This window comes from Cupriavidus laharis, assembly GCF_914271435.1.
Lineage (GTDB): Bacteria > Pseudomonadota > Gammaproteobacteria > Burkholderiales > Burkholderiaceae > Cupriavidus > Cupriavidus laharis.
Genome location: NZ_CAJZAI010000004.1, coordinates 14729 through 30085, shown reverse-complemented (window position 1 = coordinate 30085; position 15357 = coordinate 14729). Strand labels below are relative to the sequence as shown.

The following is a 15357-nucleotide window of genomic DNA, read 5'->3' as shown; positions in this document are numbered from 1 at the left end:
CTTCAGGTCAGCGGCCTTGCTTCACGGCAAGGGCGCAAATTTGACTGCGATGCGGGTGGCGCGGCCAGCGGACCGCCGGGGACCGTGGCGCAGGAACCGATCTTGCGGCCCTGCTCATCCTGCCTCGGCACTGCGGACTGCGCGCACGAACGCGGCAATGCGGGCGTGGTCCTTCACGCCCTTGGCGGCCTCGACACCGCTGCTGACGTCAACAGCGTAGGGCCGCACGCGTTCAATCGCGCCAGCGACGTTTTGCGCGTTCAACCCACCACTCAAAACGATGCGAGGAGCGCCGCTTGCGTTCGGGTTGCCGGTGGGTGGATGGTTGGAAGCAAGCCATGCCGGGGGAATCAGGGTCCAGTCGAAGACGTGGCCGCCGCCGCCGTAGCCTTCGACGAAGGCATCGAGCAACAAGCCGGCGGCATCGCGGTATTGACCGGCGAATTCTATCAAATCAAGGCCGGGGCGCACACGCGCCGCACGCAGAAAAGGCAGGCGGCAGCGCTGGGCAGTCTGGGTACAGTACTGCGGCGTCTCGTCGCCGTGAAACTGAAGCAGCGTGAGCGGCACACGCTCGGCCACATGGGCCACCTCCTCCATGTCCGCATTGACGAACAGGCCGACCACCGAGACGAAGGGCCCGGCAGCTTCGGCGAGCTCCGCGGCATGGGCCAGGTCGACATAGCGCGGGCTGGGCGGATAGAACACCAATCCGATCGCGTCGGCACCCGCGTCCACTGCAGCGCGCACGTCTTCCTCGCGCGTCAGGCCGCAGATCTTGATGCGGGTACGGGCCGGCGCCGCGGCGTCGGCGCGCTCAGGCTGCGTCATGAGGAAACACTCCATGGAACAGGCTGGCGGAAGGGTCTGCCGCCGGAATCTGATAAGCCTCAGGATACTTCACGTCCGCCAGATAGAGGCCGTCGGGCATAAAGGTGGGCGCGGCAAGCTTGCGGTCGCGGCCGGCAAGCACCTCGCCCAGCCACTCCGGCGGATAGCGTCCCCGCCCCACCGCCACCAGGCATCCCATCAGGTTGCGCACCATGTGGTGCAGGAAAGCACTGGCGCGAAAGCGCAGGAAGACCCAGTTGCCGTCCGCCTTCAGCGTCGCGTCGTACATGGTCTTGACCGGCGACTTGGCCTGGCATTCGGCCGCGCGGAACGACGAGAAATCATGCTCGCCCAGCAGGCAGCGGGAAGCTTCCCGCATGGCCTCCACATCCAGCCGCTGGCCCGGCGGCAGCATCAGGTAGCCGGCCCGGCCATGCGCGAGCGGAACGCGGTGCGGGCCGGTGTAGAGCGCGTAGTAGTACATGCGCTCGAACGCGAGGAAGCGGGCATGGAAGCTCTCATCGACAGGAAGGGCCCATTGCAGCGCAATCGACGGCGGCAGGAACGCGTTGACGCCACGTACCCACGAGAACATGTCCCGGTTCAGCATGGTGTCGAGATGGATCACCTGCCCCAGCGCGTGCACGCCGGCATCGGTGCGGCCCGCCACGGTGGTCAGCAGGCGCACGCCGGCGAAGCGCTCGATGGCGTCCTCGAGGTGGTCCTGCACGGTGTTGCGATGCGGCTGCGACTGCCAGCCGGAAAAGGCGGCACCGTCGTAATGGAGGCCGATGGCGATGCGATTCATGGAGAGGAAAGCTGGCCTGTCGATGGCTGGGGCCGACAAAAAACAAATGCGCCGGAAGGGACGCTTCCGGCGCATCGCTTCGGGCCGCGGCAAGATTGCCGCCTGCCCGGATCGTCGATGATAACTCAGGCCACCTCGAGCAGCAGCGAACGCGCCTCCGCCTGCAGGTCGTCCTGCGACTGCTCCACGACTTCCTGCAGCAGCTCGCGCGCGCCTTCCTTGTCGCCGATCTCGATATAGGCGCGAGCCAGGTCGAGCTTGATCTGCATGTCGCGGCCGCCATCCATGCCGTCCGTCGACAGCGTGCTCGGCGAGACGCCCGGCGTGGTGTCGGCACCGGTGTCGCCGATGCTGGCCAGGTCGATCGGCTCGGGCAGCTTGCCGTCGCGGATCATGGTCGGCGACGGCAGCGGTGCTGTCGCCTCGTCCACGCTTCGCGCCTCTGCCGTGGATCCGGCATTGAGGTCGAGCGAGATACCCGACATGTCGAAATCCATCGCGCGCGAGCGGGTCGGCGTGTCCAGCCGCGGCACGTCCGCCAGGGCATCATCCCCGGTGGCCGGCAGCGTCAGGTCCAGGCCGCCATCGAACTTCGCAGCGGGCGCAAGCCGCTCGTCCGCGTGCACGACACCGTCGCCGAATGCCAGGGTGGCCGATTCCGGTGCGACGATCGGGTCACCAGCCGCCGGTGCCGGGAAAGCGTCGAGCGGCAAGGCCAGGTCGGCGAGCGAGGCTTCACGCGGCGCAACAGCCGGATCGTGCGAGGGATCCTGCGTGCGCCACTGGTCGGTTGCCGGCGTGGCCGTTTCGGGGCCACCACTGGTATCCGGCGTCACTGCCAGGTACAACGCATTGCCCGCATCGAGTGCGCGCCCCATTTCCGCGGCCTTGAGCCATTCCGCCCCTTGTCCGCCGGTCTGGGCGAACATCTCTTCTGCAATCACGCGGAAACCTTCCACATCCTGACGATTACTGTAAATCTCCAGGAGCTTGAGCCGGATCGGCTGCTGCTCCGGGTCCTTCTCGAGCGCTTCGCGCAGGATCTCTTCCGCCTGCACGTCGCGCCCGTAGGCGATATAGACCTCCGCCTCGGCAATCGGGTCGACCTCGCTGGCCTCCGGCATGTTGTTGCCGATGCGGAAATCCGCGCCGAACACGCTGTGCTGCGACGTATCCACGCTCTGGCCGCCAGCGGCGCCAAACAGCGAATTGGCGCCGGCCATCACGGTGCTTTCCTGCGACAGGATGCTGTCACCGAAGGCACCGCCATCCGCCGACTTCTGCTGCTGGCGGCGGCGGTAGATCACATAGCCGCCCAGCAGCGCGACCAGCAGGCCGCCGCCCGGCAACAGCATCGGATTGGCCAGCAGTCCGTCGAGGAATGACGGCTCGGGTGCGGGTTCCGCCTGTACCACCACCGGCGGACGCTTGACGGCCGGGGCCGACGCCGGGGCAGCAGCCTGCACGGCGCTGGCTGGCGCCGCGCCAGGCGCCGAAGCAGCCGCCGTTGCGGTTGCCGGAGCCAAAGCCGGCACTACTGCGGCGCTTGCGGCCGCCTGTGCCACCGGTGCGGCAGGCGCGGCTTCGGCCGGCGTGTCCGCCTTCGGCGGCTCGGCCGCGACCACGGTCGGCGCCTTGGCTTCGGTCTTCGCGGCCTTGTCGGCTGCCTTCTCGGCCTTTTCCTTGTCGGCCAATGCGGCCTGGTTAGCCTGCGTCAGCTTGGCGATCTCGCTGTTCTTCAGCTCGATCAGCTTCTGCATGTCGCCGACGTTCTTTTCGAGCTGGGCGAGCCGTGCCTCGGCTTCCTTCAGTTGCCGCTCGCGGGCTACGTTGGCCTCGGCCTGCGCCGCGGTGTTGGCCTGGCCCGAACGCTCGGCCTTGCTCAGCTTGAGTTCGTTTTGCGGGCCGGCGGCCGGCACGGCCTGGTCCTGCACGCGTGCCGTGACGTTGCCCGACTGCTGGCGGCCGCTGTCGGGCTCGACCGACCTGGCCGCGGCGGCGCCCGCCAGCCGGCTGCGGTACGCGTCAAAGCCTTGCGTACGCGCCACCACCTCGCGGCGGGCCGCCTTGGGCGATACGGACTGCGCCTGCTGCCGTGAAGGCACCTGGAGCACCGCACCGGATTTCAGGCGATTGATGTTGCCGCCAATGAAGGCGTTCGGATTGTTTCGGTAGAGCGCGACCAGCATCTGGTCCAGCGACACGCCCTCCTGGTCCAGCACGGCATCGCCGGCGATCGACGACAGCGTGTCGCCGCGCTTGACCGTGTACGCGCCACCCGCTGTCGCCTCGCCCTCGGTGGCAGCTTGTGCCGCCTGGGTACGGTGGCCGGCAGGCTGCCGGGCGGGCCTGGCCGCCGGTGCCTGGGCAGCCGGCTGCGCGCCCTGTGCGACTGCTGGCGCGGGCGCTTGCAGCGGTGCGGAGGCCGGCGCGGCAGCCGGCGATGCGTCCGGCGTGGCGGCCTGCACCACCGTCGCCGGCGAGAAAGTCTGGTTGGAAGGCCTGGCCCCGGCGGGGTCAAGCAGGAAGGTATAGGCCCGGGACACCTTGCCGCTGGACCAGCTCATGTCGACCAGGATGTCGACGAACGGTTCGCTGATCGGCTGGCTTGACCGGACCTTGGCCACATAGCTGCCGTTGGGACGGCGCTCGATCTCGAGCCTCAGGCCGCTCACCGCTGGCAGATAGGTCAGTCCCGCGCTGGCATATGCCGCCGGGGAGGCCAGCTTGACGCTGAGCCCTGCTGCCTCTTCTGCACTCACCCCGCTGATGTCGATCTCGGCCTGCAGCGGCTGCCCCAGATTCGACTGTACCCGCAATTGCCCGAACCCCGCGGCATACGCGGCAGGCTGCGCAAGCAGCAGGCCGATAGCCGTGACGGCCAGCGTTGACCAGCGCTGACGGACGGTTGGCGCATCTTTCCGGCGATGTTGGCTCACACTCACCTTGTGCTCCGTTATGTTTTAGTAGCGATAGAAACCCGACCCCAAAAGCATTCACTCCGGCCAGCGGACATTCTTGCGTGCCTGTCGCCGGATTGCGCGCGCGTGCCAACGAGGGCCGGCAAGCGGGCGCATGCCGGCGTATTGTGACGCATCGCCCGGGAAAATAGGCAGTCAGATGTAACAACGCCGCGCATGGGCGCGGCGTCGCGGGCAAAGCCGGGGTTTCTGTTGCCTTGCCGCAACGAAAGCCGCCAGGCCTCGGCAGGCCGATTTCGGGTGATCAGGACTCGATCAAAATGCGCAGCATACGGCGCAGCGGTTCGGCCGCGCCCCACAGTAGCTGGTCGCCCACGGTGAACGCGGACAGGTACTCGCCACCCATCTGCATCTTGCGCAGGCGGCCGACCGGAATGGTCAGCGTGCCGGTTACGGCAGCCGGGGTCAGGTCGGTCATGCTGGCTTCGCGGGTGTTCGGCACGACCTTGGCCCACGGGTTGTGCGCGGCGAGCATGCCTTCGATCTCGTCCAGCGGCACATCCTTGCGCAGCTTGATGGTCAGCGCTTGCGAGTGGCAGCGCATCGCGCCGATGCGCACGCACAGGCCGTCGACAGCGATCGGCGTGGCGCCGGTGGCGCCCAGGAAGCCTTCGCCGCGGCCCAGGATCTTGTTGGTCTCGGCGCCGCCCTTCCACTCTTCGCGCGACTGGCCGTTGCCCAGGTCCTTGTCGATCCAGGGGATCAGGTTGCCGGCCAGCGGCACGCCGAACTGCTTGGTTTCCTCGGTGGACAGACCGTGCTGCGTCGCCAGGATCTGGCGGTCGATCTCCAGGATGGCCGACGCCGGGTTATCCAGCAGCGACTTCACCGACGCATTCAGCGTGCCGAACTGCGTCAGCAGTTCACGCATGTGCTGCGCGCCACCGCCCGAGGCGGCCTGGTAGGTCATCGAAGTCATCCACTCGACCAGGTCGGCCTGGAACAGGCCACCGAGGCCCATCAGCATGCAGCTGACCGTGCAGTTGCCGCCGACGAAATTCTTCACGCCCTTGGACAGCGCGTCCTTGATCACACCCTGGTTGACCGGATCCAGCACGATGATGGCATCGTCCTTCATCCGCAGCGACGAAGCCGCGTCGATCCAGTAGCCCTTCCAGCCCGCCGCGCGCAGCTTGGGGAAGATGTCATTGGTGTAGTCGCCGCCCTGGGCGGTCAGCACCACGTCGCACTTCTTCAGTGCCTCGATGTCGTTGGCATCCTTGAGCGTGGTTTCGTTCTTCGCCATGGCGGGCGCCTTGCCGCCGGCGTTGGACGTGCTGAAGAAGACGGGCTCGATATGGTCGAAATCACGCTCTTCCTGCATGCGTTGCATCAGGACGCTGCCGACCATTCCCCGCCAACCGACGAGACCTACAATCATGATTTACCTCGGATGTGATTTTTACTTCCCCGCCATTTTCCTCGCCCGGCGTGGCTGCGCGGGGAAGACGGGCAGGCACGACGAACGGATCTAGGCGATCGCGGTTTTGATAATGGTTTTAATCGTCGTTGCGGTCTGGCCGAGCGAAATCGTGCCGACCGGGCCGCGGGTAGCGGTCGGGGCAGCAACAGCAGTCAGGGTGGACTGGGAAAATCGGGCCATCTGCAGAGTCTACACGATTTTGCGGCACCGCCGCAGCGTGGAAAATCGGGGACAAATAAAAGAAAAGGCTCCGTAGAGCCAAAACTGCTTTCGCTTGATCACCGTCGTTCCCGCGCAGGCGGGAACCCAGTGACTTTCAAGACGCTGGATTCCCGCCTGCGCGGGAATGACGGCAGATTGGATGGCGCGGATTGGATGGCGCGGCAGTGACTTACAGCGCGGCCAGTACCGCTTCGCCCATCTCACGCGTGCCGACCTGCTTGCAGCCCGGCGTCACGATGTCGGCCGTGCGGTAACCCTGCGCGAGCACCTTCTTCACGGCATTCTCGATGCGGTCGGACTGCTCGGCCTTGTTCAGCGAGTAGCGCAGCATCATCGCGGCCGACAAGATCGTCGCCAACGGGTTGGCGATACCCTTGCCGGCGATGTCCGGCGCCGAGCCGTGCGACGGCTCGTACAGGCCCTTGTTGTTCGCATCGAGCGACGCCGACGGCAGCATGCCGATCGAGCCCGTCAGCATGGCGGCCTCATCCGACAGGATGTCGCCGAACATGTTGCCGGTGACGATCACATCAAAGCTCTTGGGGGCCTTGACCAGCTGCATCGCGGCGTTGTCGACGTACATGTGCGACAGCTCGACGTCCGGGTATTCCTTGCTGACTTCGATCATGATGTCCTTCCAGAACTGGAAGGTTTCCAGCACGTTGGCCTTGTCCACGCTGCACAGCTTCTTGCCGCGCTTGGCCGCGGCCTGGAACGCCACGTGCGCGATGCGGCGGATTTCCGGCTCGCTGTAGCGCATGGTGTCGAAGCCTTCGCGGGCGCCCTTGAACAGGCCGTCCGGCGCCTCGCGCACACCGCGCGGCTGGCCGAAGTAGATGTCGCCGTTCAGCTCCCGCACGATCAGGATGTCGAGGCCCGCCACCAGTTCCGGCTTCAGGCTCGACGCGCCGGTCAGCTCCGGGTAGCAGATCGCCGGACGGAAGTTGGCGAACAGCTGCAGGTGCTTGCGCAGGCCCAGGATGGCCTGTTCCGGGCGCAGCGCACGCTCGAGGCTGTCGTACTTCCAGTCGCCCACGGCGCCGAACAGGATGGCATCGGCCTCCTTGGCGATCTTCAGCGTGTTTTCCGGCAGCGGATGGCCCTCGGCCTCGTAACCGGCACCGCCCACCGGGGCGGTTTCCATCTCGAACTTCTCGTCGAGTGCGTTCAGGACCTTGACGGCCTCGGCAACGATTTCCGGACCGATGCCGTCACCTGGCAGGACTGCGATCTTCATGCTGTTGTTCCTTGTTTGAATTCCGCCGCCGCGCTTAGCCGACAAGCCGGTTGTTCAGCCACGGCATCTTCGCCACGCGCTCGGCTTCGTACGCCTTGATCTTCTCGGCATGGCGCAGGGTCAGGCCGATATCGTCAAAGCCGTTCAGCATGCAGTACTTGCGGAACGGGGCGATGTCGAAGTTGTAGGCCTCGCCACCCGGCGTGATCACGACCTGCTTGTCCAGGTCGATGGTCAGCTTGTAGCCGTTGAAAGCATTGGTCTCGTTGAACAGGTGGTCGACCTGCAACTCGCTCAGCACCACCGGCAGCAGGCCGTTCTTGTAGCAGTTGTTGAAGAAGATGTCGGCAAAGCTCGGCGCGATCACGGCGCGGAAGCCGTATTGCGTGAGCGCCCACGGCGCGTGCTCGCGCGAGCTGCCGCAGCCGAAGTTGCGGCGCGCCAGCAGGATCGACGCGCCCTGGTAGCGCGGCTGGTTCAGCACGAAGTCCGGGTTCAGCGGACGCTTGCTGTTGTCCATGCCGGGCTCGCCGACATCCTTGTAGCGCCACTCGTCGAACAGGTTCGGGCCGAAGCCGGTGCGCTTGATCGACTTCAGGAACTGCTTCGGGATGATGGCGTCGGTGTCGACGTTCTCGCGGTCGAGTGGTGCCACGAGGCCGCTGTGTACGGTGAACTTGTCCATGTCTCTTTCCTTACTTCTTGGCCGCGCGTTCAAGGGAGTTGCCAGCGGCCTGCGTGTCCTTGCCCAGGCCGGCCATGGTATTGCAGCCAGCCAACTGCAGCATGCCCAGGCATGCCAGCAATGCGATCAGGATCCGTTTCATCGCTTCCTCAGCCGAGCTTGCGGATGTCGACGAAGTGGCCTTCGATGGCCGCCGCGGCGGCCATTGCCGGGCTCACCAGGTGGGTACGGCCACCCGCGCCCTGCCGGCCTTCGAAGTTGCGGTTCGATGTGGACGCGCAGCGCTCGCCCGGTTCCAGGCGGTCGGCATTCATGGCCAGGCACATCGAGCAGCCCGGCTCGCGCCACTCAAAACCAGCAGCCTTGAAGACCTTGTCGAGCCCTTCGCGCTCGGCCTGCTCCTTGACCAGACCGGAGCCCGGCACCACCATCGCGAGCTTCACGTTCGAAGCGACCTTGCGGCCCAGCTTCTGCACCACCCATGCGGCGGCGCGCATGTCCTCGATGCGGCTGTTGGTGCAGGAGCCGATAAACACCTTGTCGATGTTGATGCTTTCAACGGGCACGTTGGGCTGCAGGCCCATGTATTCGAGCGCGCGCTCCATGGCGTTGCGCTTGTTCGGGTCCTTTTCCTTCTCGGGATCCGGCACGCGGTCCTCGATGCTTATCACCATTTCCGGCGAGGTACCCCAGGTCACTTGCGGGCGCACGTCTTCGGCGCGCAGCTCGATCACCTGGTCAAAGTGCGCACCAGCGTCGGAATGCAGCGTGCGCCAGTAACCGACGGCCTGCTCCCACTCCACGCCCTGCGGCGCGTACGGGCGGCCCTTGACGTACTCCAGCGTGACGTCATCCACTGCCACCAGCCCCGCGCGCGCGCCGGCTTCAATGGCCATGTTGCAGACCGTCATGCGGCCTTCCATGGTCAGGTCGCGGATAGCCGAACCGGCGAACTCGATCGTGTAGCCGGTGCCACCGGCCGTGCCGATCTTGCCGATGATCGCCAGCACGATGTCCTTGGCGGTGCAGCCGCGCGGCAGCTTCCCTTCCACCTTGACCAGCATGTTCCTGGCCTTCTTGCCCAGCAGCGTCTGGGTGGCCAGCACGTGCTCCACTTCCGACGTGCCGATGCCATGCGCGAGCGCGCCGAACGCGCCGTGCGTCGAGGTATGCGAGTCGCCGCACACCACCGTCATGCCCGGCAGCGTGGCGCCCTGCTCCGGCCCGATCACGTGCACGATGCCCTGGCGATGATCGTTCATCTTGAACTGGGTGATGCCGAACGCATCGCAGTTCGAGTCCAGCGTATCGACTTGCAGCTTCGACACCGGGTCGGCGATGCCTTCGGTGCGATCCGTCGTGGGCACGTTGTGGTCCGACACGGCCAGGTTGGCGCTGATGCGCCACACCGGGCGCTCTGCCATCTTCAGGCCTTCGAACGCCTGCGGGCTGGTCACTTCATGCAGCAGGTGGCGGTCGATGTAGAGCAGCGTGGTGCCGTCTTCCTCGACGTGGACGGTGTGGTCATCCCAGAGTTTGTCGTAGAGCGTCTTGGCCATGATGCAGGGGGCGGCCTGCGTCCATTCCGGCAGAAATGGCGCGGTACCGCGCAGGTTGTTTGCAGGGATCTTTTGTTGTCCGGCCGCCTCGTTGCCGGGGCAGGACACGGTGAACGACAACGGCGATGATGACGCCGGAAGCCGTCCGAAGCGAGCGCTTTCGCAATGCTTGACTTCTCAAGCGATTATGCCACGGGGCCGGCGCCAGCCGGCCCCGGCACAGCGTTGCGCTGCGCCGTGATTGGCGAAAGGGGGCTTTCGCGGATGGCGAAAGCAGGGGGTGCCCCTCGTTCCCGTGCGGGGAACGAGGGAAGCACGGTCAGCCGCCCAGGTAGGCCGCCTTGATCCGGTCGTTGGCCAGCAGGTTCGCACCGGTGTCGGCCAGCACCACCTTGCCGGTTTCCAGCACATAGCCGCGGTCGGCCACCTGCAGCGCCTTGTTGGCGTTCTGCTCGACCAGGAACACGGTGACGCCTTCGTCACGGATGGTGCGGATGATGTCGAAGATCTGCGCGATGATCAGCGGCGCCAGACCGAGCGTGGGCTCGTCCAGCAGCAGCAGGCGCGGCCGGCTCATCAGCGCGCGGCCGATCGCCAGCATCTGCTGCTCGCCGCCCGACATGGTGCCGGCACGCTGGCCCGAGCGCTGGTTCAGCCGCGGGAACAGCTTGAACACGTGCTCGATGCCCGCCTCGATCCCCTCGCGCTTCGCGAAGAACGCACCCATCTTCAGGTTCTCGAGCACCGTCAGGCTAGGGAACACGCGCCGCCCTTCCGGCGAGATGGCCATGCCCATGCGCATGATCTCGTGCGTGGAGCAGTTGGTGATGTCCTGCCCTTCGAACAGCACGCGGCCGCTCGAGGCGCGCGGCGAACCGCACACGGTCATCATCAGCGTCGTCTTGCCGGCGCCGTTGCTGCCGATCAGGGTGACGATCTCCCCCTTGTTGACTTCGATCGATACGCCCGACAGCGCCTCGATGGCACCGTAGTGGGTATGGACCTGTTCCAGCTTCAGCATCAGTCCTCTCCCAGGTAGGCCTTGATCACGCGCGGGTCGTTGCGCACGTCCTCCGGCTTGCCGATCACGATCGGCTTGCCGTGTTCCATCACCAGGATGCGGTCGGACACGCCCATCACCAGGCTCATGTCGTGTTCGATCAGGAGCACGGCAATCCCGAACTCGCGGCGCAGCTGGTCGATGAGCTGCGACAGCTCGATCTTCTCCTGCGGGTTCAGGCCGGCAGCCGGCTCGTCCAGCATCAGCAGGCGCGGCTTTGTGATCATGCAGCGCGCGATCTCGAGCCGGCGCTGGTGGCCGTACGACAGCGTCCCCGCCTCGCGGTTGGCAACCTTGGTCAGGCCCATGCGCTCCAGCCATTGGGCGGCACGCTGCAGCGCTTCGCGCTCGGCGCGGCGGTAGGCCGGCGTGGCGAACAGCCCGCGCAGGATGCCGGATTGCACCTGCAGGTGCTGTGCCACCAGCAGGTTCTCCACCACGGTCAGGTTCTTGAACAGGCGGATGTTCTGAAACGTGCGCACGAGGCCCTTGCGCGCCACCATGTGGCTCGGCAGTCCGGCGATGGCGTGGCCGTCCATGGTGACCTCGCCCGCCGTCGGCTTGTAGAAACCGCCGACGCAGTTGAACACCGTGGTCTTGCCAGCGCCGTTCGGGCCGATGATCGCGAAGACCTCATCGCGCTTCACGTCGAATTCGATACCATCCACCGCCAGCAGGCCGCCGAAGCGCATCTGCAGGCCGGAAACCTTCAGCAATTCTGCATTTGTACTCATCGCCGCATTCATCGGGGAAGCTCCACGTGCGGACGGCTCGCGGGCAGCAGGCCCTGCGGACGCCACATCATCATCAGCACCATCACCAGGCCGAATATCAGCATCCGGTACTCGGCAAAGCCGCGTGCCACCTCAGGCAGCACGGTCAACAGGATCGCCGCCAGGATCACGCCCAGCTGCGAACCCATGCCGCCCAGCACCACCACGGCCAGCACCAGCGCCGATTCGATGAAGGTGAACGATTCCGGGTTGACCAGCCCCTGGCGCGCCGCGAAGAACGCACCGCCGATGCCGGCGAACGCCGCGCCCAGCGTGAACGCCGACAGCTTGATGCGTGTCGGGTTCAGGCCCAGCGAGCGGCACGCGATCTCGTCCTCTCGCAGCGCTTCCCACGCACGGCCCATCGGCATGCGGATCAGGCGGCTGGTGACGAACAGCGTGAAGCCCACCAGCAGTAGTGCGAGCAGGTACAGGAAGATCACCATGTGCTCGCCCTTGTAGTCCAGGCCGATCAGCTCATGGAACGTGCGTGCGCCTTCCACCGTGGCGCTGCGCGCCATCTCGAAACCGAACACGGTCGGCTTCGGAATGCCAGAGATGCCGTCGGGGCCGCCGGTGTATTCGGTCAGGTTGCGCGCGAGCAGGCGGATGATCTCGCCGAAGCCCAGTGTCACGATGGCCAGGTAGTCACCGCGCAGGCGCAGCACAGGGAAGCCGAGCAGGAACCCGAAGGTGGCCGACATGGCGGCCGCGATCGGCAGGCACTCCCAAAAGCCGAGCCCGAAGTACTGGTTCAGCATCGCGTAGGTATAGCCACCCACGGCGTAGAAGCCCACGTAGCCGAGGTCCAGCAGGCCGGCAAAGCCGACCACGATGTTCAGGCCCAGCCCCAGGATCACGTAGATCAGTGCCAGCGTGGCCACGTCCACCGCGCCGCGCGAGCCGAAGAACGGCCACACGAGCCCGACGGCCAGCAGCACCCACACCGCCGCACGCTGCTGGCCCACGCCCAACTGGGGCATGGCCGGCATGCGCACGGCGCTGCCCGCGCGCGACAGCAGCGGCTTGAACAGCTGGAACAGGAAGACCGCGGCAACGGCGATCCACACCGGCCGCCAGTGCGGCTCCAGCACCACCTTGTAGCCTTCCAGCCTGAGCTGCAGGCCAAGCACGGGAATGGTCAGGATGGCCGTCATCACGGCGGCCACCACCGCATTCTTCAGGGATTGCCCGGCGGGCATTGCGGCGGGCGTTGCAGAAATCCGGTTTGTCATGTCGCGTTCCCCCTCAGACCTTTTCCACGTCCGGCTTGCCGAGCAGGCCGGTCGGGCGGAACAGCAGCACCAGCACCAGCAGGCTGAAGGCCACCACGTCCTTGTATTCGGCCGGCATGTAGCCGGAAGCCAAGGTTTCGGCCAGCCCCAGCAGCACGCCGCCGAGCATCGCGCCCGGAATGCTGCCGATGCCGCCCAGAACCGCTGCGGTGAACGCCTTGATGCCGGCGATGAAGCCGATGAACGGATTGAGCTTGCCGATGGTCAGCCCGATCAGCACGCCGCCGACCGCGGCCAGCATCGCGCCGAGCACGAAGGTGAACGAGATCACGCGGTTGGTGTCGATGCCGAGCAGGTTGGCCATGCGCATGTCTTCGGCGCATGCGCGGCAGGCGCGGCCCATGCGCGAATGACCGATGAAGAGCGTCAGCGCGATCATCAGCACCAGCGTGACGCCGACGATCAGCAAGCGGGAATACGGCACGGTGACCGTGAAGTCGCCGCCCATCTGGAACTCGATGGCGCCCGAGATCAGGATCGGCACGGACACGTCGCGCGCGCCCTGCCCGATCTGCACGTAGTTCTGCAGGAAGATCGACATGCCGATAGCCGAAATCAGCGGCACCAGCCGCGGCCCGCCGCGCAAGGGGCGGTACGCCACGCGCTCGACCGCAAAGCCATAGCAGCCGGTGACCACGACGGAAACCAGCAGCGCGGCACCCAGCACGAGCGGCAACGGGTAGCCGGCCTGCACGCCAATGGCGGTCAGTGTGACCAGGCCCACGTAGGCGCCGATCATGTAGATCTCGCCGTGGGCGAAGTTGATCATGCCAATGATGCCGTAGACCATCGTGTAGCCAATGGCGATCAGCGCATAGATCGCACCCAGCGTCAGGCCGTTGACCAGTTGCTGGGTGAACTGTGGAAGGAATTCGTTCATGGGGGAAGCCTCAGGAAATCGGAGCCCGGACCGAAGCCCGGGCCGAAGCCCGATAGCGGACCATCCCGCCGCCCCTTGTGGGGGCGCGGGATGGCGGCGGAGGAAATGCCCGGATTAGTTGGCGGCGGTCTTGCTGGCGTCCTTGTGCCAGGTGTAGACCACGAACTTGAAGGACTTCAGGTCGCCCTTGTCGTCGTACTCGACCTTGCCGATCGGAGTCTGGAAGGCGTTCTTGTGCATGTACGCCGCGACCTTGGTCGGATCGGTGCTCTTGGCGCCGGCGATGGCGTCGCCGATGATCTTGACGGCAGCGTAGGACGGCATCTGGAACGGACCGTTGGCGTCACGCTTCTTGTCGGCGAATGCCTTCACCAGGCCTGCGTTGGCCGGATCGGCCGAGAAGTCGGCCGGCAGCGTCACCAGCATGCCTTCCGAGGCGGGGCCGGCGATCGCGGTCACGTCCTTGTTGCCCACGCCCTCGGGGCCCATGAACGTGGCCTTCACGCCCTGCTCGCGCGCCTGGCGCATCAGCAGGCCCATTTCCGGGTGATAACCGCCGAAGTAGACGAAGTCCACGCCCTGCGACTTCAGCTTGGTGATGACGGCGGAGTAGTCCGAATCGCCGGCGTTGATGCCTTCAAACACGGCCACGGGGATCTTGGCGGCTTCCAGGTCCTTCTTCACCGAGGTAGCGATGCCCTGGCCGTACGACTGCTTGTCGTGCAGCACGGCGACCTTCTTGGGCTTGACCTTGCCGATGATGTACTGGGCGGCTGCAGGACCCTGCTGGTCGTCGCGGCCAATGGTGCGGAAGATGAACTTGCGCTTCTTGGCTTCGGTCAGCTGCGGCGCGGTGGCCGACGGCGTAACCATCACGATGCCTTCGTTCTCGTAGATGTCCGAAGCCGGGATGGTCGAGCCCGAGCACACGTGGCCGATCACGTACTTGATGCCCTGGCTGACGATCTTGTTGGCCACGGCCACGGCCTGCTTCGGCTCGCAGGCGTCGTCCATCAGCACCGCTTCGAACTTGTTGCCGCCGGCGCCGCCGGCTGCGTTGATCTGTTCGATGGCGGTCAGCGCACCGGCCTTGACCATGTCGCCATACTGGGCCACCGAGCCACTCATCGGGCCGGCAATGGCGATCTTCACGGTTTCGGCGTTGGCAGCGGCGCCAAGGGTGGCCAGCACGGCGGCCAGCGAAATGGACGTAAGGCGGGAAAGCGTCATCAGGAGCTCCTCGATTGGTATTGTGGTCATACGGGCAAGAGACAGCATGACCTGCGCAATCGAACTACACGCCGCGGACGACAGAGAAACAAGGTCCGAGACGCGGAAGACGGGTCCGGCAAGAAAACAGCGATGCGGGGCCCGGCAGTGTCTGCCCCCGGATGGATCAGGGGAGCATGGTTCGGAAAGACAACGTTTGATGCGTTCTCTATTGCGCAAGCGCTGTCGCCTGCCCCGCTTGCCGCATGGCTTGCCGGAAGGGTGGCCCGACTGCCATCGGCAGAGCAGCCCGCATTATAAAGGTCAATTTATCTTGCCGGCGCAGGATTTGCACAATTAATACGGAGGCCGCCCGATCTAGGCCAGCATCTTT

The 15357-nt window shown here is 65.8% G+C and carries 14 protein-coding genes; all 14 read right to left on the bottom strand.

The annotated features are described in order from the left end of the window. Positions 1-114 precede the first annotated feature (114 nt). The 14 genes from LDO29_RS10020 to LDO29_RS09960 all read right to left on the bottom strand — a co-directional run bounded on the left by LDO29_RS10020 (position 115) and on the right by LDO29_RS09960 (position 14984). Positions 115-831, bottom strand: a complete 717-nt coding sequence (locus LDO29_RS10020; protein WP_224079645.1) for a phosphoribosylanthranilate isomerase — start codon at positions 829-831, stop codon at positions 115-117. Then, complete coding sequence (gene truA, locus LDO29_RS10015; protein WP_224079644.1) at positions 818-1639, bottom strand: tRNA pseudouridine(38-40) synthase TruA; 822 nt, start codon at positions 1637-1639, stop codon at positions 818-820. Before truA ends, LDO29_RS10020 begins: the two co-directional genes overlap by 14 nt. Positions 1640-1764: 125 nt before the next feature. Further along, a complete protein-coding gene (locus LDO29_RS10010; protein WP_224079643.1) occupies positions 1765-4584 on the bottom strand; it encodes a FimV/HubP family polar landmark protein in 2820 nt (939 codons plus the stop codon). Between the two features lie 280 nt (positions 4585-4864). After that, a complete protein-coding gene (gene asd / locus LDO29_RS10005) occupies positions 4865-6001 on the bottom strand; it encodes an aspartate-semialdehyde dehydrogenase (RefSeq protein WP_224079642.1) in 1137 nt (378 codons plus the stop codon). A 90-nt stretch (positions 6002-6091) separates the two neighbouring features. After that, positions 6092-6223: a hypothetical protein gene (locus LDO29_RS28205; RefSeq protein WP_290369553.1), complete on the bottom strand. Its 132-nt coding sequence runs from the start codon at positions 6221-6223 to the stop codon at positions 6092-6094. Between the two features lie 211 nt (positions 6224-6434). Continuing rightward, on the bottom strand, positions 6435-7502 hold the full coding sequence (gene leuB, locus LDO29_RS10000; protein WP_224079641.1) for a 3-isopropylmalate dehydrogenase: 1068 nt from the start codon (positions 7500-7502) through the stop codon (positions 6435-6437). 34 nt (positions 7503-7536) lie between these two features. Continuing rightward, positions 7537-8187: a 3-isopropylmalate dehydratase small subunit gene (leuD, locus tag LDO29_RS09995; RefSeq protein ID WP_224079640.1), complete on the bottom strand. Its 651-nt coding sequence runs from the start codon at positions 8185-8187 to the stop codon at positions 7537-7539. A gap of 10 nt (positions 8188-8197) precedes the next feature. Beyond that, positions 8198-8329 carry an entericidin A/B family lipoprotein gene (locus LDO29_RS09990; protein ID WP_211948970.1) on the bottom strand — a complete coding sequence of 44 codons (132 nt, stop codon included), beginning with the start codon at positions 8327-8329 and terminating at the stop codon, positions 8198-8200. A 7-nt stretch (positions 8330-8336) separates the two neighbouring features. After that, positions 8337-9746: a 3-isopropylmalate dehydratase large subunit gene (leuC, locus tag LDO29_RS09985; RefSeq protein WP_224079639.1), complete on the bottom strand. Its 1410-nt coding sequence runs from the start codon at positions 9744-9746 to the stop codon at positions 8337-8339. A gap of 319 nt (positions 9747-10065) precedes the next feature. After that, complete coding sequence (locus tag LDO29_RS09980) at positions 10066-10767, bottom strand: ABC transporter ATP-binding protein (protein ID WP_224079638.1); 702 nt, start codon at positions 10765-10767, stop codon at positions 10066-10068. After that, positions 10767-11540 carry a high-affinity branched-chain amino acid ABC transporter ATP-binding protein LivG gene (livG, locus tag LDO29_RS09975; protein WP_224079637.1) on the bottom strand — a complete coding sequence of 258 codons (774 nt, stop codon included), beginning with the start codon at positions 11538-11540 and terminating at the stop codon, positions 10767-10769. The genes LDO29_RS09980 and livG overlap by 1 nt, the downstream gene beginning before the upstream one ends. A gap of 8 nt (positions 11541-11548) precedes the next feature. After that, on the bottom strand, positions 11549-12814 hold the full coding sequence (locus LDO29_RS09970) for a high-affinity branched-chain amino acid ABC transporter permease LivM (RefSeq protein ID WP_224079636.1): 1266 nt from the start codon (positions 12812-12814) through the stop codon (positions 11549-11551). Between the two features lie 13 nt (positions 12815-12827). Next, on the bottom strand, positions 12828-13754 hold the full coding sequence (gene livH / locus LDO29_RS09965) for a high-affinity branched-chain amino acid ABC transporter permease LivH (RefSeq protein WP_224079635.1): 927 nt from the start codon (positions 13752-13754) through the stop codon (positions 12828-12830). Between the two features lie 114 nt (positions 13755-13868). Then, on the bottom strand, positions 13869-14984 hold the full coding sequence (locus LDO29_RS09960; protein ID WP_224079634.1) for a branched-chain amino acid ABC transporter substrate-binding protein: 1116 nt from the start codon (positions 14982-14984) through the stop codon (positions 13869-13871). Between the last annotated feature and the right edge of the window lie 373 nt (positions 14985-15357).

What these genes read in the sequence shown, in the direction of transcription:
- leuB (WP_224079641.1), bottom strand. Translation starts at nt 7,502, where the DNA reads ATGAAGATCGCAGTCCTGCCAGGTGACGGCATCGGTCCGGAAATCGTT.
- LDO29_RS09970 (WP_224079636.1), bottom strand. Translation starts at nt 12,814, where the DNA reads ATGACAAACCGGATTTCTGCAACGCCCGCCGCAATGCCCGCCGGGCAA.
- LDO29_RS28205 (WP_290369553.1), bottom strand. Translation starts at nt 6,223, where the DNA reads ATGGCCCGATTTTCCCAGTCCACCCTGACTGCTGTTGCTGCCCCGACC.
- leuD (WP_224079640.1), bottom strand. Translation starts at nt 8,187, where the DNA reads ATGGACAAGTTCACCGTACACAGCGGCCTCGTGGCACCACTCGACCGC.
- leuC (WP_224079639.1), bottom strand. Translation starts at nt 9,746, where the DNA reads ATGGCCAAGACGCTCTACGACAAACTCTGGGATGACCACACCGTCCAC.
- livH (WP_224079635.1), bottom strand. Translation starts at nt 13,754, where the DNA reads ATGAACGAATTCCTTCCACAGTTCACCCAGCAACTGGTCAACGGCCTG.
- LDO29_RS09990 (WP_211948970.1), bottom strand. Translation starts at nt 8,329, where the DNA reads ATGAAACGGATCCTGATCGCATTGCTGGCATGCCTGGGCATGCTGCAG.
- LDO29_RS09960 (WP_224079634.1), bottom strand. Translation starts at nt 14,984, where the DNA reads ATGACGCTTTCCCGCCTTACGTCCATTTCGCTGGCCGCCGTGCTGGCC.
- livG (WP_224079637.1), bottom strand. Translation starts at nt 11,540, where the DNA reads ATGAGTACAAATGCAGAATTGCTGAAGGTTTCCGGCCTGCAGATGCGC.
- truA (WP_224079644.1), bottom strand. Translation starts at nt 1,639, where the DNA reads ATGAATCGCATCGCCATCGGCCTCCATTACGACGGTGCCGCCTTTTCC.
- asd (WP_224079642.1), bottom strand. Translation starts at nt 6,001, where the DNA reads ATGATTGTAGGTCTCGTCGGTTGGCGGGGAATGGTCGGCAGCGTCCTG.
- LDO29_RS10020 (WP_224079645.1), bottom strand. Translation starts at nt 831, where the DNA reads ATGACGCAGCCTGAGCGCGCCGACGCCGCGGCGCCGGCCCGTACCCGC.
- LDO29_RS09980 (WP_224079638.1), bottom strand. Translation starts at nt 10,767, where the DNA reads ATGCTGAAGCTGGAACAGGTCCATACCCACTACGGTGCCATCGAGGCG.